This window comes from Novosphingobium sp. PY1, assembly GCF_017312445.1.
In the GTDB taxonomy this organism is placed as follows: domain Bacteria; phylum Pseudomonadota; class Alphaproteobacteria; order Sphingomonadales; family Sphingomonadaceae; genus Novosphingobium.
The window spans coordinates 252,281-269,809 of sequence record NZ_BLTI01000006.1 but is presented as its reverse complement, the minus strand read 5'-3'; the positions used below and the strand labels follow the sequence as shown (position 1 = coordinate 269,809).

The 17,529-nt window shown below is 64.1% G+C and carries 15 protein-coding genes; 12 read left to right on the top strand and 3 right to left on the bottom strand.

What is annotated here, in order from left to right; all coding sequences use genetic code 11:
* The first annotated feature begins 97 nt into the window (after positions 1-97).
* The 3 genes from J3474_RS09280 (at position 98) to J3474_RS09270 (ending at position 2,555) form a co-directional block, all read left to right on the top strand.
* A complete protein-coding gene (locus tag J3474_RS09280) occupies positions 98-1,498 on the top strand; it encodes a PLP-dependent aminotransferase family protein (protein WP_242528306.1) in 1,401 nt (466 codons plus the stop codon).
* Between the two features lie 333 nt (positions 1,499-1,831).
* Complete coding sequence (locus tag J3474_RS09275; protein WP_041558202.1) at positions 1,832-2,197, top strand: DUF6481 family protein; 366 nt, start codon at positions 1,832-1,834, stop codon at positions 2,195-2,197.
* Between the two features lie 118 nt (positions 2,198-2,315).
* Positions 2,316-2,555: a hypothetical protein gene (locus J3474_RS09270; protein WP_232512304.1), complete on the top strand. Its 240-nt coding sequence runs from the start codon at positions 2,316-2,318 to the stop codon at positions 2,553-2,555.
* Between the two features lie 60 nt (positions 2,556-2,615).
* Here J3474_RS09270 and J3474_RS09265 read toward each other — a convergent pair whose 3' ends face one another.
* Together J3474_RS09265 and J3474_RS09260 are read right to left on the bottom strand one after the other, a co-directional pair.
* The gene (locus J3474_RS09265; RefSeq protein WP_013836389.1) at positions 2,616-2,861 is read right to left on the bottom strand and encodes a hypothetical protein; all 246 of its coding nucleotides are present in this window, start codon (positions 2,859-2,861) and stop codon (positions 2,616-2,618) included.
* 95 nt (positions 2,862-2,956) lie between these two features.
* On the bottom strand, positions 2,957-3,619 hold the full coding sequence (locus tag J3474_RS09260) for a TetR/AcrR family transcriptional regulator (RefSeq protein WP_207093899.1): 663 nt from the start codon (positions 3,617-3,619) through the stop codon (positions 2,957-2,959).
* Positions 3,620-3,735: 116 nt separating this feature from the next.
* On the opposite strand from J3474_RS09260, the gene J3474_RS09255 reads away from it, so the two are divergent.
* Genes J3474_RS09255 through J3474_RS09230 form a run of 6 tightly spaced genes read left to right on the top strand, consistent with a single transcriptional unit; the run spans position 3,736 to position 10,017 of the window.
* Positions 3,736-4,776, top strand: a complete 1,041-nt coding sequence (locus tag J3474_RS09255) for a zinc-binding dehydrogenase (RefSeq protein ID WP_242528305.1) — start codon at positions 3,736-3,738, stop codon at positions 4,774-4,776.
* Positions 4,773-6,050, top strand: a complete 1,278-nt coding sequence (locus J3474_RS09250; RefSeq protein ID WP_207093898.1) for a sulfotransferase — start codon at positions 4,773-4,775, stop codon at positions 6,048-6,050. Before J3474_RS09255 ends, J3474_RS09250 begins: the two co-directional genes overlap by 4 nt.
* 2 nt (positions 6,051-6,052) lie before the next feature.
* Positions 6,053-7,285, top strand: a complete 1,233-nt coding sequence (locus J3474_RS09245; protein WP_207093897.1) for a DUF1214 domain-containing protein — start codon at positions 6,053-6,055, stop codon at positions 7,283-7,285.
* A 7-nt stretch (positions 7,286-7,292) separates the two neighbouring features.
* Positions 7,293-8,150: a sugar phosphate isomerase/epimerase gene (locus J3474_RS09240; RefSeq protein WP_207093896.1), complete on the top strand. Its 858-nt coding sequence runs from the start codon at positions 7,293-7,295 to the stop codon at positions 8,148-8,150.
* Positions 8,147-9,268, top strand: a complete 1,122-nt coding sequence (locus tag J3474_RS09235) for a Gfo/Idh/MocA family protein (protein WP_207093895.1) — start codon at positions 8,147-8,149, stop codon at positions 9,266-9,268. The genes J3474_RS09240 and J3474_RS09235 overlap by 4 nt, the downstream gene beginning before the upstream one ends.
* Positions 9,268-10,017 (top strand): SDR family NAD(P)-dependent oxidoreductase, encoded by a 750-nt coding sequence (locus tag J3474_RS09230; RefSeq protein ID WP_207093894.1) that lies wholly within the window; start codon positions 9,268-9,270, stop codon positions 10,015-10,017. The genes J3474_RS09235 and J3474_RS09230 overlap by 1 nt, the downstream gene beginning before the upstream one ends.
* Before the next feature lie 282 nt (positions 10,018-10,299).
* Here J3474_RS09230 and J3474_RS09225 read toward each other — a convergent pair whose 3' ends face one another.
* Positions 10,300-13,284 carry a TonB-dependent receptor domain-containing protein gene (locus tag J3474_RS09225; RefSeq protein WP_207093893.1) on the bottom strand — a complete coding sequence of 995 codons (2,985 nt, stop codon included), beginning with the start codon at positions 13,282-13,284 and terminating at the stop codon, positions 10,300-10,302.
* A 167-nt stretch (positions 13,285-13,451) separates the two neighbouring features.
* On the opposite strand from J3474_RS09225, the gene J3474_RS09220 reads away from it, so the two are divergent.
* The 3 genes from J3474_RS09220 to J3474_RS09210 all read left to right on the top strand — a co-directional run bounded on the left by J3474_RS09220 (position 13,452) and on the right by J3474_RS09210 (position 17,520).
* Positions 13,452-14,375 (top strand): LysR family transcriptional regulator, encoded by a 924-nt coding sequence (locus J3474_RS09220; RefSeq protein WP_207093892.1) that lies wholly within the window; start codon positions 13,452-13,454, stop codon positions 14,373-14,375.
* A 209-nt stretch (positions 14,376-14,584) separates the two neighbouring features.
* The gene (locus J3474_RS09215) at positions 14,585-15,922 is read left to right on the top strand and encodes a serine hydrolase (protein ID WP_242528304.1); all 1,338 of its coding nucleotides are present in this window, start codon (positions 14,585-14,587) and stop codon (positions 15,920-15,922) included.
* Complete coding sequence (locus tag J3474_RS09210; protein WP_207093891.1) at positions 15,919-17,520, top strand: amidohydrolase family protein; 1,602 nt, start codon at positions 15,919-15,921, stop codon at positions 17,518-17,520. Before J3474_RS09215 ends, J3474_RS09210 begins: the two co-directional genes overlap by 4 nt.
* Positions 17,521-17,529: the final 9 nt, after the last annotated feature.

Here is a 17,529-nt window from a genome sequence, read left to right as displayed (position 1 = left end):
TCCGGTAAGGTTTGACCAAACTGTACTGCATAACCTGACGGTACAGCTTCTTGCGGAGTCGTTGATGGAACACCACCCAACGCTGGTTTCGCGCGTGATGGCCGACGTGCGCCGGCGCATAACGGCACGCAGTCTGGGGCCGGGGGCGAAATTACCCTCGATAAGGCAAATGGCGGAGGCCTCCGGCGTATCGAAATCCACCGTGGTCGAAGCCTATGAGCGACTGGTCGCCGAGGGGGCAATCGTATCCAGGCGCGGATCGGGGTTTTTCGTGACCTCGCACTCTGAACCGCTGTCTCTGGCCGATATTGCCCCCCGGCTTGACCGCGCCATCGATCCGTTCTGGGTGTCACGCCAGTCGCTGGAAAGCGGGGCGCAGATGCTCAAGCCCGGCTGTGGCTGGCTACCGCCGGACTGGCTGCCACAGGACGATGTCCGGCGCGCCTTGCGGGCGCTGGCGCGTGACAATCAAGCCAGCCTGTCGGATTATGGCACCCCGCTCGGCCTGCCAGCGCTTCGGCAATTGTTGGCCCGGCGGATGGCAGAGCGGGGCATCGATTCAGCGCCCGATCAGATACTGCTGACCGAAAGTGGCACCCAGGCGATTGACCTGCTGTGCCGCTTGCTGATCAACCCGGGCGATACGGTGCTGGTCGATGATCCGTGCTATTTCAATTTCCACGCCCTGCTGCACGCCCATCGCGCCAACATTGTCAGCGTGCCGATGACGCCGGAAGGAATCGATATCGCTGCATTCGAGCAGGCACTGATCGGCCATGCGCCCAAGCTCTACATCACCAATTCCGGCGTCCATAACCCGACCGGGGCAAGTCCCAGTCTGCAAACTGCACACCGACTGCTGAAACTGGCCGATGCCCATGACCTGACAATCATCGAGGATGACATCTTCGCCGATTTCGAAGACGAGCCCGCTCCGCGTCTTGCCGCTCTGGATGGTTTGGAGCGAGTGATCCACATTGGCAGCTTTTCCAAGACGCTGTCAGCATCGGTCCGCTGCGGCTATATTGCCATCCGCCGGGATTGGCTCGACCGATTGGTGGATCTGTCGATCGCCATCTCGTTCGGAGCGAGCCGGTTATCGAGCGAGGTCGTGCTGCGCGTCTTGCAGGATGGGGGCTACAGACGGCATCTCCAGAGCTTGCGCGGCCGCCTCGGACGGGCACGCACCGATGTCGCAGCGCGGTTGAACGACATGGGCATTGAGCCATGGCTGAAGCCGAGAGCGGGAATTTTCCTCTGGTGCCAGTTACCTGAAGGCATTGACGCCGCCGAGCTTGCCCGGGCGGGACTCGAGCGCGGCATTCTGCTGGCGCCGGGCAATGTATTCAGCCTGTCGCGCACCGCCGGGCGTTACATGCGCGTCAATGTCGCACAGACAGGTGATCCCGAGATCTTCGACTGGTTACGCGCGGCGACCATGCCCAGCGATCGACGCCCGGCACAATCGCCCCCGCACACCACTCAACTCGCGACATGAAGGCGGGTCAGATCGCTCGATAGGATGCACAGCAGGCGCGAGTGCGAAGCTCGCAATGCCTTAGTTCACTGCACTCTATCCCCAAGTCCTCATCGACATCTTACTGACCGACACGCTCGTCGATGTGGCGGCGGCGGTGCGAGCGTCCCCGCGCGCATCCGCGCCTTCGTGGATTTCCTCGCTGCGCATCTCAGCTGATCGAAGCGACATGGCACGGTGCCTGCAACGTCAGGAGTGCATGCCCGGTCGCACATAAATTGGGCACAGCGCGCGATTTTCTGTAAAGGGCCCTTTTTCCCCGGCGACCAACGACGAAAGAGAGAGACAGATTTGATGCGAGGATTCAAGGAACCGAGCTTTAATGAGCGGGTGGCTGCCGCAAACAGCGCCAAGGCCAAGGCCCTGGAAATGCTGAAGAACAAGCCCAAGCCCAGCGCGGCCGAACTCGCCGAGCGTGCCGAGCGCCGACGCGCCAAGGAAGCCGCCCAGGCGGAAATGCGCGCTGCCGCCAAAGCGGCTCGCGAAGCCGAGAAGGCCGCGAAGGAGCAGGCGGAACGCGACGCTGCCGAAGCCGCGGCGGCCGCTGCCGAAGAGGCTCGTGCTGCCGCTGCAGCTGCCCGGCCGAAGGTGCCGACCGCCGAAGAACTCAAGGCTGCACGCGACGCCCGTTATGCAGCCCGCAAAGCGCGCAAGCGATAGGATAGGGACCCGGTGACCCGGCACCTGCGCAGGTGCCGGGTCACCGGAGAGCGGTTGCGAAGTCGCTGGCCGAGAAGCCCGCATTGCCTCTACCGCAAGACGAGCTATGATCCCCCAGATGCAAGATCGACAGGATCATTTCGCCTACTGTGTCCAACTGTTTGGTGGCACGACGGCTTTTTCGCGGCGGCTCAGGATCGATGAGCGAGCCATCCGGCGGTTCATCAATGGGGAACGCCCCATCAGCGACGGTCTGCTTCGGGATACCGCAAAGGCATTGCGCGACCTCGCCTCAGAAGCCGGCGCGGCCGCAGAAACAATCTCCGCCGGTTTGACATCCCAACCAAGCGATCAGTGACCGGCGACGCCCAAACCTTCCATCGCACCTTGTAGGTGGGCGCGCGTAGCGGCTGGATATTTACCCGCCGCCCGCGCTGTCTTTCATTTCCACATAAGCCTTCTCTCGTGCGTCCGGCAGCAATGACAGAAGGTAGCGGCTTGCCTGCTTGTAAGTCAGAAACGACTGGCCATCGACGATGATGGGGACCGTGCGGCCGTTGTAGATCCTGCGCAGCAATCGCCGCTGCGGCCTACCCAGTGACTGATCGCATTCTTCGGTGATGGCGGTGTCCTGTCCTGGAGAGTTTCTGTTCGCTGTTACCATGGCCGGTTCAGGTAGGCGAGCTTGCTTCGATCACGCCCCCGACATGTGGTGTAAGTTTTGACGGCAGTGCTGCTGGTTGGCCACGCGCTTTCCATCTAGGCGGAGGCGCGGCAGGATGCCGGATCGCCCAGAAAGATGCCGACACAGCGTCGCGCATGGTCGCGCACCTGCCCGGGCGTAGGCAGCGGCAGGCCGACCAGCATGGCATTGTGCAGCGGCGACAGCGCCATGGCCACGAACAGCATCGTGCGTTCCAGTGCACCGTCCTCTTCCAGCCCGTGGCCGCGCAGGAAGACGGCGAGCGGCTCGATCATGTAATCGAGGTGTCCGCGCAGGATCGCTTCGCGCATTTCGGGAAATTCGCGGGCTTCGCCCGCCGCCAGAAGGCCCATGCCATAACTGTCGGCGCGCGACAGTTCGTCATGCAGGTCGAAGACATAGCGCTCCAGCCCCGAGCGCAGATCACCGCCCGCATCCGGAGCCAGCTTGGGAAACCTCTCAGCCCCGGCAATAACGCAGGCTTGGAACAGCGCCTGCTTGTCGGCGTGCCAAGCGTAGAGCGTGCGCTTGGTCACGCCGGCGGCCGCGGCCACTTCGTCCATGGTCGTGGCGCGATAGCCCTGCCGGACGAACATGCCGCGGGCCACGTCCAACAGATAAGCCATGCGGCGCCGGGTGGTCTCGGCCGAGGGCCGGCCGCGCCGGCCTCCTGCCGGGACCTTAGCCTCTCCACTCAGATGGTCTTGTGGCGCGTTCATCCGCTTTCTCTGCCGCGTTCGGCGCGCGGCGTAAATGGTGATTGCTAAATATACTCGACAGTATACCATAGCAAGAGACCGGCGAGTCAGAATGTCGGCAGATGGAGAGTTTGCCCATGCTTCCCCCAACGATGTCCTTGGCCCGCGTGCACGGACCGGGTGACGTACGGCTCGATACGGTGCCCGTGCCTACCTGCAGCCCCGGCGAGGTATTGGTTCGCATCGCCGCCTGCGGCGTTTGCGGCAGCGATCTTGGCTATATCGCGCAAGGCGGGCTGGGCGGCGGAGAGCCGCTGACCGCGCCGCTGCCGCTCGGTCATGAATTTGCCGGAACAGTGGTAACGGTCGGCCCCGGCGTGACCGGGATTGCGCCCGGTCTGCGCGTGGCGGTCAACCCGGATCGCGCGTTCATCGGTGGCGGCGGACCAGACGGCGCGATGGCGCCCTATGTCCGCGTATCGGGCGCTGAACTGGGCGAAACGCTGTTCCCCCTGCCCGACCACCTGCCCTTTGACGAAGCCGCGCTGGCCGAGCCGCTCTCAGTCGCGTTGCACGGGTTGCGCGTGGCGCGGGTGAAAGCGCCGGACAAGGTAGCAATTCTGGGCGCAGGGCCGATCGGCCTGTGCGCGCTGGTCATGTTGACCCATCTGGGCCTGCGCGACGTGGCTATCTTCGACCGCGTGGACGAACGGCTCGACCGCGCACTCGCGCTAGGCGCAGGGCTTGCGATCAACGTGCGTGTCGAATCCCTGACCGATGCGCTTGCACGTTTCCATGGCGGCGGCAAACGCTTCGGCAGCCGCTATGTCGATACCGACATCTTCGTCGATTGCGCCGGCTCCGCGCCGGCACTCGCCGAAGCGCTGGCGGTGGCAAAATACCGCGCCCGCGTAAGCGTGATCGCGCTACATCACAAACCGCTACCGCTCGATCTGTGGCGCCTGATGGCCAACGAGATCACCCTGTCCGGTTCTATCGCAGATGCCCGCGCGGCCGAATTCGGCGAAGCCGTAGCGATGCTGGCGCAAGCACGGCAGGAGCTATCCCCGCTGATCAGCCATCGCATCGATTTCGCCGGCTTTCACGAAGCCCTTGCCACTGCCGCCGACGCTGCCCGCGCGGCCAAGGTAGTGCTCACCTTTCCGGAGGCTGCATGACTCCTTTGCCCGCCATGATCCGCATAGACGACATGGCCGATCCGGTACTCACCCCCGCGCTCGTCGCCGCGCGCCAGGGCCCGGACGACCTGCCCGATTTTCCCACCGCTGCCGCGATTCTGGACCTCGCCATGGCGCAGACCGGCCTCACTGATTTCGGCGCGGACACCGGCTTTCGCGAACGGCTGACAGTCTTCCTGCAATCGCTTTACGAGGACCATGGCCTCAGTCGTGGCGGCAGGCTCAGCATTGTCGCTCAGGCAATTCGCGTAATGGCCAACCGGCTGCGGATCGAGGATCTCGTCAGGCGTCATCCCGAAATTACCGACGTGCCTGTCGAAAGGCCGATCTTCATCGCCGGGCTGCCGCGATCGGGCACCACTCACCTCGTCAACTGGCTGTCGCGCGATGACCGGCTCAATTCGCTGACGCTATGGGAAGCGGAAGAGCCGGTGCCCGCCGCCCCGGTCGCGCCGGGCGAAACCGACCCACGCATCCTGCGCTCGGCCGGGGTGTGGGCGGCCTTTGGCGCGATGCTTCCGCACATGTCGGCCATGCATGAAATGGCCGCCAACGACATCCACGAGGACAACGAACTGATGTTCATGGACCTCAACTGCTACAACTGGGAATTCCAGGCCAGGTTACCCCGCTGGATCGACCACTACCTCGCGCACGACCGCACCGAATCCTATGCCTATGAAAAGAAAGTACTTCAGGTCATCGCCTGGCATCGCGGGGGGCAGCCCGGCCAGCCCGGTCGTCGCCGCTGGCTGCTGAAATCGCCGCAACACATGGAAAACCTGTCCGCCATCAGGGCGGTGTTTCCCGACGCCACGATGGTCATCACCCACCGCGATCCGGTGAACGTGCTGCGCTCGCTGACAACCATGCTCGGCTACTCCGACCGCATCCGGCGCGAAAGCATCGATCCTCCCGCGCTGGCGCGGCTGTGGGCAGACCGCATCGAACGCCTCCTGCGTGCCTGTGTGGCACAGCGCAAAAGCTGGGGACCGGCCCAGTCGCTGGACGTTCCGTTCCACGACTACATGGCCGACCAGCAGGGCATGGCTCGCCGCATCTATGCACTGGCCGGCCTGGACCTGCCGGCCGAAACCGAGGCGCGGCTGACGAGCTACCTCTCCGAGAACCCGCGCCATGCCCACGGAAAGGTTCACTACGATCTCGAAGGCGTGTTCGGCATGGACGAGGCTGCGCTGCGCCAGCGCTTCGCCTTTTACTACGACCGCTTTCCGGTCCGACAGGAGAACTGATCATGGCCGCATCCGAAAAGGCTCGCGCGAGGCTCGTTTCCGGGCAGGCGTGGGACGATTTTTGCGACACGCTGAAGCTGGCGGGCCGCCATATCGCCGCGTTCGACGGGCCGCTGTCCGACCTAGACCGCGCCGAATGGTATCGCTTCATGACCCGGCTCACGCGGTCGAGCATGGAGCGGCTGATCGAGAACGCCGAACCCACCCGCCCGCGCCTGCGCGACATGGTGTGGCGGCAATCGATCAACGTGCAGACGGTGGATCAGGACCACCTCATGTGCCAATTCGACATGGCGCGCGATTACCGTATCACCGGCACGCGCGGCACGATCCCTTATTTCGTGATGGCAGTGCTGACCTGCCCCGCACCCGCAGCGCCAGGGGCGGTGGACTGGGCCGCGCAAGGGATCGAGGGGCTCAAGCGGTTCGATCCCTCCAACCTCAAGACCACCGGATTTCTCGCCAGCCAGCAACTGCACATCGAGCCCGACGGCACCTTCGAACTGATTCTGTCGCAGAACGATCCGGGCGACGGTCACAACTGGCTGCGCCTAACCCCTGAAACGAACTGCATCATGATACGTCTGGTGTGGAGCAACCGCGCCCGCGAAGTGGCCCCCGCGATAACCATCGAGCGCATCGACCATGCCGCGCCTGAACCAGTCACGCCCGCCCTGATCGCCGATGGACTGGCGTGGACCGGGCAAGCGGTGCTCGGATATGCCGAACTGGTACGCAACTGGTGGCAGGGCGCGCAGGGCAACTTTGCCGCGCGGCTCAACCGGCTCGACTACAGCCGCGCGCAATACCTTTCCAACGGCGGCGTACCCGACCGGCACGTCGCATTCGGCGGCTGGGAAAAACGCACGGACGAGGCGCTGGTGCTGGAATTCACCCCGCCGCCCTGCGAATACTGGAACTTCCAGTTGTGTAACATCTGGCAGGAAAACCTCGATACCTTCGAGGACGGCAACGGCTGGATCAACAACACGCGGCACTTGGTCGAACCCGATGGCACCGTGCGCGTCGTGATTGCCGAAGCCGATCCCGGCGTCGGCGGCAACTGGATTAACAGCTATGGCCACGAACGCGGCATCTGGGGCCTGCGCTTCGTGCAGACGCAGGCGACCGCCCAGGTACGTCTGTGGCGCGTACCGCTCACCGCCCTCGCGGACAGGGGGCTTGCCGCACTCGAGCCCGCCGAGGCTGTCGCCACCGGCCAGTTCGTCGATTGATTGCGCCATGAAAACGATCACAGATCTCGTGTTCTGTTCCCCGGCCTTGCCGGACGTGCCGCTGCTCGATCGCCTCGCCCCGGTCGCGGCGGCGGGGTTCACTGCACTGTCGCTGATGCCGGGCGATATCTGGACACTGGAAGAGGCCGGCATGGCCGCGCCTGAAATTGCTGCGCGCATTGCCGATGCCGGTCTCAAGGTGGCTGAACTGGACTGCACCGCCTGCTGGATGCCACGCCAGCGCACGCAGGGTGACAGCGACCCGCTTGCGCAGTTTCTGCGCGGGCTGACTCCGGACAAGGTCGTCGCCACCGCCGCCCGTATCGGCGCCGCCTCGCTTGTCGCCGTGGACTTGTCCAATACCCCTGCCCCGCTCGACGAAGCGGCTCAGAGCTTTGCCGAATTGTGCGATCATGCGGCGGAGCATGACCTGCCTGTGCAGATCGAATTCCTGCCCGTGGGCGGCATCCGCACTCTGTCGGAAGCATGGGCCATAGTCGAGGCGGCGGGCCGCGCCAACGGCGGCCTGACCATCGATGCATGGCACTTCTTCCGCAGCGGCTCGACACTTGACCAGCTGGCCAAGATCCCCAGCGATCGAATCCACACCGTGCAGTTGTGCGATGCCCCCGTGTTGCCGCAGGGCGACTTGTGGACCGAACTGATGACTGCACGCCTGCTTCCGGGCGAAGGCGCTCTGGACCTCGCCGGACTGGTCCGCACGCTAGATGCCATCGGCTCCTCAGCGCCGATGGGCGTGGAAGTTTTCAACATCCGCCAGAACAACCAGTCTTGCGCGCAAGTGGCGCGCGACTGGGCCAATGCCGCGCGCAGCGTTCTCGCCAAGGCAAGAGGAATTGCATGACCACTGACAAGTTCGGCGCCGCCGTCGTCGGCACGGGATTTGGCTTGTTCACCCACGTACGCGCCTTGCGAGACGCGGGGCTCGAAGTGCGCGCTATCATTGGCCGCGATCTTGAAAAGACCCGCACCCGCGCCGCGCCGCTGGACATTCCGCTGGCCGCCAACGACCTGCGTCGCGTGCTGGCCGATGACCCGGCAATCCGCCTCGTCACTGTCGCCACGCCGCCCCTGGCGCACTTCACACCGGTGATGCAGGCCATCGCCGCGGGCCGTGCGGTCGTCTGCGAAAAGCCTTTCGCGCGGGATCTGGCGCAGGCGCGCGAGATGCTCGCCGCTGCCGAACAGGCGGGCGTGATCCACGCGCTCGGCGCGGAATTCCGCTTCGATAGCGCGCAGGCCCTGCTGCGCCGCGTGGTACAATCGGGCACCATCGGGCAGCCGCTGATGTTCCATCGCATCTATCAGCAGCCCGGCGGCGATCCTGACGAGCCCCTGGCCGAGTGGTGGCTCGATGCCACCCAGGGTGGCGGCTTCTTGGGCGCGTTCGGCACGCACATGATCGACCAGGCACGCGGAACGGTAGGCGAGATCGCGCGCGTCAGCGCGGTGCTGCGCAAGCTCTCTCCCGGCCGCCCCACTCAGACCTCGGACGATTACTACACGATCCAGTTTCAAACTGCTTCGGGCTGCATGGGTCTGATCGAGGCGGCACTGGCCTTTCCCGGCCCCTTCGTCATGTCCACCAAGGTTGCCGGCACCGCCGGCACCGCGTGGATCCAGTCGGGCGCCGCGTTTGGCGAACCTGAGCAGGTCTGGCTCCAGGATGCGCAAGGTGCACGCCAGGTGTCGATGCCCGACGAACTCGTCAATGCCCCGCCCGAACCGTTCCCCATCGACGAACTGGTGCAGACCGAAATGGACCGCTGGCACAGTCAGGGTTTCGACGTCGCGCCTTATGCCAAGCTGTTCGCGCAAGTGAAGGCACGGCTCGAGGGGCGCGATCCGCCGCTGCCCGATCCTGCGGGCGATTTCCGCGATGCCGCCGCCAACCAGGCCATTCTCGATGCTGCGCAACGTTCGGACGCGGAGCGCCGCTGGATCGACGTGGAGGCAATCTGATGGGACCGCGACACGACTTCTCCGGCGCGCACGTACTCATCACCGGGGGCACCAGTGGCATCGGCGCCGCCTGCGCCGCACTGCTGCGCGATGCCGGGGCGGAAGTGACGATCACCGGAACGCGCGGCGGCCCCGGCGACTACGACACCGACCTATCCGGCTACCGCTATCTGCAACTCGACATCGAGGACAAGACGAACATCGACGCGGTGGCCGCATCGCTCCCCCGGCTCGACGTGCTTGTCAACAATGCCGGCATCGCCCTGCCCTCGCTAGGGCTGGACGAATGGGAACCCGATGTATTCAACCGCGCCGTGGCCATGCTGCTCAACGGCGCGTTCCGCATGGCGCAGCGTACAGTGGATCTTCTCGCACAAAGCGTGATCCCCGGCGGCGGATCGGTAATCGCCATCGCCTCGATGAGCAGCTTCTTCGGCATACCGGTGGTGCCCGGCTATGGCGCGGCCAAGACCGGTCTTGTCGGCTTGACGCGCACGATGGCGGCGCACTGGGGGCCGCGCGGCGTGCGCGCCAACGCGGTGGCTGCCGGCCTGACCCGCAGCCGCATGACCGCCGACACATTCGCGCAGGAGGCATGGACTGCCCCCACACTCGCCCGCACCCCGCTGGGCCGACTGGGAGAAGCCGGCGACATCGCGCAGGCCATCGCCTTCCTCGCCAGCCCGGCGGCCAGCTGGATCACCGGCCAGACCCTTGCCGTCGATGGCGGCTACACAATTTCCGGCTAAGCCGGACCCGAAGTGATTCCGCAGTGATTGCCCACCTACTTCGACCCGCCCGGAATGCGTGGCAAGAAGGTCGCTGCGCCATCAGGCTTCAACACGCGCGGCGGCGCCAAACATTGCGCGATGGCCCGGATCGTTGGCGCCTCCGGGCCGTAACCGTGGGTTTTCACGTCGCTTGCCAATACCGTCGCTCGCCTGCGCAGAAGGCTTTTGGCAGGGTCAAGATGAAACGATCCCGCCCATAAGGACGGGATCGTCGTGTCTTTCGGTACTGACCTAGTGCGATCAGAAGCGAGTCTGCACCGAAGTGTAGAAGAACCGGCCTTCCGCGCTCGCCAGACTTGCATCGTAGCCATAAGTCGCATCGAGGAAGGGCGGCTTGGAATCGAGCAGGTTGCGGACGCCGAAGCGGACGCGGGTTCCCTCCATCGGGCCATCCAAGAAGGTATGCTGGAGGTAGAGGTTCATCGTGAACCAGTCGTCCACCTTCCAGTATTCACCGGTATCATCCTGCACGACGCCTGTGTCGTAGTAGGAACTCACATAACGGCCGAAAAGACCCGCGCCCCAGCCACCGCTTTTCCAGGTGATCGTTCCCGATGCCTGCCACTTGGGACGCCCGTCCTTCTCGATCAGATCGCCGACCGCTTCGAGTGGAACGGCATCGCCAAGGGTCGAGCGGATGAGCGCTGCCTGATCAGACAGACCCTGGTAGGCCTTTTCGAGATAAGAGGCGTTGAACTTGAAGTTGAAGCTGCCCAGCGGGGTTTCCGGCGGCTGGTAGTACAGGCCGAAATCGATCCCGGCGCTGGTCCGCGTGTCGAGATTGGTGAAGATGTCGTCGATCTGCACCATCTCGCCGATCGGATCGAGACCGCTTCCCTGGTAGAAGGCAATATCGTCCGCCGTCGGATCGGCGCGCAGCACGCCGCTCACGCCCGATCCGCCCTGGAGCCGCGAGACATAGTCGAGCGCAGCGATGTTCTCTGCACCGAAAATGCCGACCAGATTGCGCTGCTTGATGTGCCAGTAATCCACGGTGAAGGTCAGCTCTCGCGTGGGCGTGAAGACCGCACCGACAGAATAGCTCGCGTTCTTCTCAGGCTTGAGTTGCCTGTTGCCGAAGCGGCGTTCCTCGACGCGGTCATTGCCCGAGCAGGCACCGAGGCTGGCGACGTCGCCCTTGTTCACGCTTGCCTGGCAGCGATAGTAGTCGATGACCGTGCTGACGCGAGTGGTCACTTCCGTGTTGAGTTGCTCGAGGTTCGGCGCGCGGAAACCTTCGGCATAGGAAACGCGAAGCTGGAGCTGGTCCACCGGATACCAGGACGCTGCGAACTTGGGCCGGAAAACACTGCCGACGTCGGAATAGTGTTCGAAACGTCCAGCCAGCTGCAGGTTGAGCGCGCGCACCAGCGGCACTTCCATGTCACGGCTGACCAATGGAACGGCGAGTTCGGAGAAGGCCGAGAAGACATTGCGCGAACCGCGGGAATCGGACGCAACACTCGATCCCATGATGTCCGAGGCATTGACCAGGTCGCCGGTCACAGCATCGATGTAGTTGGTCGTCCCGTCAAGCCGGTCGTCGTAGTCCTCACGATAGCTGGTCCGGCGCCATTCACCGCCCAGCGCAATACCGACATCGCCCGCGGGCAGCGAGAGGAGGCTGCCGTTCGACACCTTGAAATCCGCCAGGGCGAGCGTCGTCTTGCCGAACCGTGCCACGTCGACCAGAAAGCTGTCGATCGTCGCCTGCGGGTTGGCCGTGGCATCGCCCCAGTTGGGATCGGCCAGGCTGCCGCCGTTGAAGGGATTGTAGGCGCTGGAGTCGGTGCGGTTCAGGGCCTCGCTGAATAGCGTGTTGCTGACGCGGTCGAAGGTGATGTCCTTCGTCGTGGCTTCGGAATAGAGCGCTGCGGTATCCCAGTCCCAATTGCCCAGCGAGCCGCGGAACCCGCCCAGCAGGCGATAGGATTCGTTGTCGACCTGAATGTGTCGCAAGCCCGCATCAACGACGCGGTAATTGGTAAGCGTGAGATCCAGGCCTTCGTCGGGAATGGCAAAGCCGCTGATCCGGTTGGGATTGCCCAGCGCGCCGAGCGGGTTCCAATAGGCATCCTTGGAAATGGTGAACTGGGCCGAACTGAGGATCGAGGATTCCCCGCGATATTCCTCTGTCCGCGCGCGGTAATAGCCAAGTTCCGAATAGAATTCGAAATCGCCGAAATCATGAGTGATGAAGGCAAAGGCGTTGCCGCGCTTGATGCTGGGAGACATCGTGCGGGACTGGTTGATATTGTAGCGCAAGTCGCGATCGAGACTGCCGTCATCGATGCACAGGCCACTGCCAAGGCCGGTGCGGCAGCCCGATACCATGTCCGGCTGGATGTGGAAGACGCCGCCCGAACTGGTGAGACCGGAGATCGCCTGCGAGGCAGTGAACTGGCCCCACGGCGTACTGCTCGAACGGTTGTCGAAGCTGGTATCGCCCGCGAAGTCGGTGTCCTCGACGAAGGGACGCCGGTCGCTGGCGCCCGAATAGTCGAGTTCCCGCGCCCAGACTTTCGACGACTGGTAGTAGCTCAGCGAGAGCGAAACGTGCGTGCGGCCCTCGTTGAACGTCCAGCCTCCCTGCAGATCACCGCTGAACTTCATCTTGTCGGTGTTCTCGGCAAAGCCCATCTCGCCTGTCGCGCGCAGGCCTTCGAACTTGTCGTCCAGCACGGTGTTGATCACGCCGGCCACGGCATCGGAGCCGTAGATCGCCGAGGCGCCGTCATGCAGGACTTCCATCCGCTCGATCCCGCTGATCGGCAGCGCGTTCATGTTGACGGTGGAGACGGGAACCGAATCCTCGGTCTGGGTACCCGGGTGCTGCACGAGCCGGCGGCCGTTGAGCAGGACCAGGGTATTGCCCGAACCAATGCTGCGCAGGTTGACCGAAGCGACGTCGCCGCGCGCGGAATGGACACCGTTCCCCACGGTGTCGGTGCCGTTGAAATCCATTGTCCCGTTGGCGGGAAGCGCCTGAAGCAGGTCGGAGGCCGAAGTCGGTGCGATCGCGCCGATGTCCTCGCTGCTGACCACGGAGACCGGCAATTCGCCCGCGACCTTCGAATTCTTGATCTGCGAGCCAACCACGACAATCTCGCTGACCGGCTGCTCGTCCGGGGCGACAGTCTGCGCTTGCGTGGCCGGTACGCCTGCAAAGCAGGTTGTGAGCAGGAAAGAGGCCTTGAGGTAATTCAATCGCGTGCACGCCGTCATTGTCGATGTCCCCCTGATGGTGGTTTTCGCCAGACCGCCGGGATCGGGGCCTGAAACAAATCTGCAATGTTGATCCGGGATTCGTTTCCGTGCGTCCAATTCCGGTAGTTCCGCAGGACATAACCTTGGGCTATGATCAAGGCGGTCACATAAAATCGGAGCGGGACATGCGCTTACGACACATCGAGGTATTCCACGCCGTTTACGAGCACGGATCGATCAGCGAGGCGGCGCGCGCGCTCAATGTCTCGCAACCTTCGGTCAGCAAGGTTCTTCGCCATGCCGAGGACCAGCTCGGATATGAACTGTTCCAGCGCACCAAGGGTCGATTGATTGCCACCGAACCGGCACACGAACTGTTCGCCGAGGTTTCGGAAGTCTACACCCGACTCGGCCGCCTGACGCGCACGGCCAAGAACATCGGCAATCGCAAGGGCGGTCATTTGCGGGTTGCCGTGCTTCCCTCGATCGGTCTTGCCATCGCCCCGCGCGCGATCGCCCTTTTTCGCGAGCGCAATCCTGACGTGACATTCGAGATCACGACCCTGCACAGCCGCGAAGTGGAGAGGTTCCTTTACGAACGCGAATGCGACGTTGCCATCGGCTATCGTATTTCCCGGCAGGTCCACATGCGCCAGACGGCGCTGGGAAGCGCGGGCCTCGTGCTGGTTTCACCGCGCGCAGCCTTTGGAGACGAAAGCCGTGCCGTCCCGATCGAGGTGCTCGACGGACTGGATTTCGTAGGCCTGAGGGACAGCGGCCCACTTGCGGACGTGTTCGTCAATGAACTGACGCGGCTTGGCATCGCCCCGCGCGAGATTGTGACCTCGCACACCTATTACACCGCGCTCGCCCTGGTGCGCCAGGGTGTGGGCGTGACGGTTGCCGATGCCTTCACCGCGGCGGCCATGGCCGCGCCCGACCTGTCCTGCTACCGCCTCGCCCCCGACGTATCTGCGCCGATCGGCGCGGTCGCCCTGGAAAGCGCAGCGGCAGGTGAACTGATCGACCGTTTCATAGAGACGGTTCGGGAAGTCATCGAGGACGCGGCAGGTCACCATGAAGCGACCCTGGCAGGCCGACCCTCATAGACTAAGGTTATGCCCTCGCAAAGAACTGCTCATTGTCTTGCCTGCGCATCGGCCACAAACCTGATCTTCCTTCGCGGCAGCCCGGCAGATCCATCTTCCCGTGGTCGCCATGCCCAGTCGCACAAACCAGCGGAAGAGATCGCAGCTTGAGTGCCCTTGCCAGAATCTGTCGCTCCCCAAGCCATCTGCTTGCAGGCGGACTTGCGCTGATGCTGGCATCCATGCCAGGCATGGCCTGCGCGCAATCGCGCGAAGCCGCGATACGCGCTACCCTTGTCGATCCCGATCACAGTGTCGCCCCCGGCTGCGTGGCAGGTGTCTTTCAGAACGGCAATCTGCGCCAATCTGCCGCATCGGGATTTGCCGATCTGGCTTCGCAGCGTCCACTCGACACCACAACGCTGTTCTACGGCGCTTCGCTTTCCAAGCAGTTTACCGCACTCGCGGCGGCAACGTTGATCGCGCAAGGCAAGCTTGGCCTCGAAGACAACGTACGTAGCTACCTTCCAGAATTGCCCGCGTATGCGCGGCCAGTGACGGTAGAGATGCTCATGCACCACACTTCAGGCATCCGCGATTCCCTGGGACTGCTGCGCCTGGCCGGAATGGCCGATGTCGGCCGAGCCTCGAAGGAGCAGACGTTGGACCTGCTATTCAGGCAGACAGATACGGCCTTTGTCCCGGGAACGCAGTACAGCTACTCAAACGGCGGCTACCTGCTGCTCGCGGAAATCGTCGCGCGCGTTTCTGGTCAGCCCTTCGCGCAATATGCCCGCCAGGTGCTGTTCGATCCGATGGGCATGAAGCACGCCTATTTCCTTGACGACGGCAGTCCCCGGCCCGGCACTTTCGCCCATGGCTATGTGCCTGAAGGCGACGCCTTCGCCGCGCGCGACACTTTCCCGCGTTTCAGCGGATCGGGCGGACTGATGCTGTCGCTGGAAGACCTCGCCCGCTACGAACGGGATATCGAACACCGCCACCGGGTCTGGACCGAGGCGGTCGCGAAGATCATGCTGACACCGGGCAGGCTCGCCGATGGCACGCCGATCGACGACGGCAAGGGCCTCGCCTATGGCGGCGGCCTGCATATGGGCCGGCTCGGCGGGGAAAGCATCGTGCGCCACGGGGGATCGGCCGAAGCGTTCAAGCACGCCTACGTGCGCCTGCCCGAGCGGCACGCGGCCTTCGCGGTCCTGTGCAACCGGGGCGACTGGAAGGCCGCCGAGAAGCTGGATGAGGTCATGGCTGCGGCCGGAACCAGTCCGCCCGGCTACCCCAGGACCTATCCCTCGGGTCGTTTCCATTCCAAAGAGCTTGATAGCGATTACACGCTCGTAAGAGAGGGCTCTGCTCTGCTCGCCCGGATTACGTCTCCACTAGTTGCGGCGCCCCGCACGGTCCGCTTCGAGCCCGGCGAAGATGGCGCATTCCATGCAGGAGCCATGAGCCTGTGGCCCGGCACAAGTCCTGACAAAATCAGCGTAAGCCGCGGCCAGTCGGGCCGGATCCCCCTTACCCGCCGCACCGGATTGGAAGTCCCATGATCGCGAACAAGTCAACTCTTTGCGCGCTGGCGATACTCGCGGCAGCGGGCGTTCCTGCCCCTGCCCTGTCGCATGACGCCCCTGAAGAAACGACCGTCATCCGGGGCGGGACGATCTACGATGGTACTTCCGAGACCCCGATCGTCGGCGACGTCGTCATCGCGCGCGAGCAGATCGTCTACGTAGGCCCCAGCCGCAAACCTGCCGCAGGCGCACGGATTGTGGATGCCAAGGGAATGATCGTCGCCCCGGGCTTCATCGATCCGCATACCCACGCCCAACGCTTCCTTGACAGCGAGGATGGCGAGGGGCGGCTGAACCTGCCTTGGCTGATGCAGGGTGTGACGACGATCTTCTCTGGGGTGGACGGCGGAGGAACGCCCGAGGTCGCGGCATTTCTGGATGACATGGAGGCCCGCACTTTCGCCACGAACGTCGCGACTTATGTCGGCTTCGGGCCGGTCCGCCGCGCTGTCCTGGGTAACGCTGCGCGCTCGCCGAACGAGGCGGAATTGCAGGCGATGAAGGATCTGGTCGCACAAGGCATGTGCGAAGGCGCATTGGGGCTCTCCACCGGCCTGTTTTACGCGCCGCAAAGCTTCGCCAGGACCGCGGAGGTCACGGCTCTTGCCCGCGAGGCAGCGCGGCGCGGCGGCGTCTACGACACTCACCAGCGCGACGAAGCGACTTACACGATTGGCGTCGCTGCATCGGTGAACGAAGCGCTCACCATCGGCCGCGAAGCCGGACTTCCGGTCCATTTTGCACATATCAAGGTTCTGGGCGTCGACGTTCAGGGCAAGTCCGGCGAGATCATCGAGCAGATCGAAAAGGCTCGCGCCGCAGGCCAGGACGTCACTGCGGACCAGTACCCCTGGGACGCCTCGGGCACCAGCCTCCAGGCTGCACTGCTCCCCGGCTGGGCGCAGGATGGAGGGCGATCCGCGCTGCTCGGGCGCATTGACGATCCGGCCACGCGCGGGAAGATCGAAGCGGCGATGACGGAAAACATGCGGCGGCGTGGCGGACCCCATGCGCTGCTTCTGACCGATCCCGGCCACGAATGGACCTCGATGCGGCTCGACGAGATCGCCGCGAGGTGGAAAGTCGACCCCATCGCGGCCGCCTTGCGCATCATCCGCAACGGTGATCGCAGCGGCAAACTCGTATCGTTCAACATGGCCGAGAAGGACATTGCCGCCTTCATGCGCCGCCCCTGGGTGGTCACCAGTTCGGACGGATCGGAAGGCCATCCGCGCATGTATGCGAACTTTCCCCGCAAGTACGCCAAGTATGTTAAGCAGGACAAGGTGATCGACCTCGCCACCTTCATCAACAGCAGTACCGGGCGCACCGCGGACATGTTCGGCCTTGCTGACAGGGGGCACCTGAAGCCGGGCTACAAGGCCGACGTGGTGGTGTTCGATCCGGAAGGCTATCGCCCGGTGGCGACATACACCGCGCCGCGCGAACTTTCAGAAGGCGTGCGCGATCTGTTCGTGAACGGGCAGGCGGCGATCCTCGATGGCAAGTTGACGGGCCTCGCTCCGGGGCAGGCAATCCGTCATCGGCCGCCGCCGGGCACCTGCCCCTCCTGAATTCAGGCA

What these genes read in the sequence shown, in the direction of transcription:
- J3474_RS09280 (WP_242528306.1), top strand. Translation starts at nt 98, where the DNA reads ATGGCCGACGTGCGCCGGCGCATAACGGCACGCAGTCTGGGGCCGGGG.
- J3474_RS09275 (WP_041558202.1), top strand. Translation starts at nt 1,832, where the DNA reads ATGCGAGGATTCAAGGAACCGAGCTTTAATGAGCGGGTGGCTGCCGCA.
- J3474_RS09270 (WP_232512304.1), top strand. Translation starts at nt 2,316, where the DNA reads ATGCAAGATCGACAGGATCATTTCGCCTACTGTGTCCAACTGTTTGGT.
- J3474_RS09265 (WP_013836389.1), bottom strand. Translation starts at nt 2,861, where the DNA reads ATGGTAACAGCGAACAGAAACTCTCCAGGACAGGACACCGCCATCACC.
- J3474_RS09260 (WP_207093899.1), bottom strand. Translation starts at nt 3,619, where the DNA reads ATGAACGCGCCACAAGACCATCTGAGTGGAGAGGCTAAGGTCCCGGCA.
- J3474_RS09255 (WP_242528305.1), top strand. Translation starts at nt 3,736, where the DNA reads ATGCTTCCCCCAACGATGTCCTTGGCCCGCGTGCACGGACCGGGTGAC.
- J3474_RS09250 (WP_207093898.1), top strand. Translation starts at nt 4,773, where the DNA reads ATGACTCCTTTGCCCGCCATGATCCGCATAGACGACATGGCCGATCCG.
- J3474_RS09245 (WP_207093897.1), top strand. Translation starts at nt 6,053, where the DNA reads ATGGCCGCATCCGAAAAGGCTCGCGCGAGGCTCGTTTCCGGGCAGGCG.
- J3474_RS09240 (WP_207093896.1), top strand. Translation starts at nt 7,293, where the DNA reads ATGAAAACGATCACAGATCTCGTGTTCTGTTCCCCGGCCTTGCCGGAC.
- J3474_RS09235 (WP_207093895.1), top strand. Translation starts at nt 8,147, where the DNA reads ATGACCACTGACAAGTTCGGCGCCGCCGTCGTCGGCACGGGATTTGGC.
- J3474_RS09230 (WP_207093894.1), top strand. Translation starts at nt 9,268, where the DNA reads ATGGGACCGCGACACGACTTCTCCGGCGCGCACGTACTCATCACCGGG.
- J3474_RS09225 (WP_207093893.1), bottom strand. Translation starts at nt 13,284, where the DNA reads ATGACGGCGTGCACGCGATTGAATTACCTCAAGGCCTCTTTCCTGCTC.
- J3474_RS09220 (WP_207093892.1), top strand. Translation starts at nt 13,452, where the DNA reads ATGCGCTTACGACACATCGAGGTATTCCACGCCGTTTACGAGCACGGA.
- J3474_RS09215 (WP_242528304.1), top strand. Translation starts at nt 14,585, where the DNA reads ATGCTGGCATCCATGCCAGGCATGGCCTGCGCGCAATCGCGCGAAGCC.
- J3474_RS09210 (WP_207093891.1), top strand. Translation starts at nt 15,919, where the DNA reads ATGATCGCGAACAAGTCAACTCTTTGCGCGCTGGCGATACTCGCGGCA.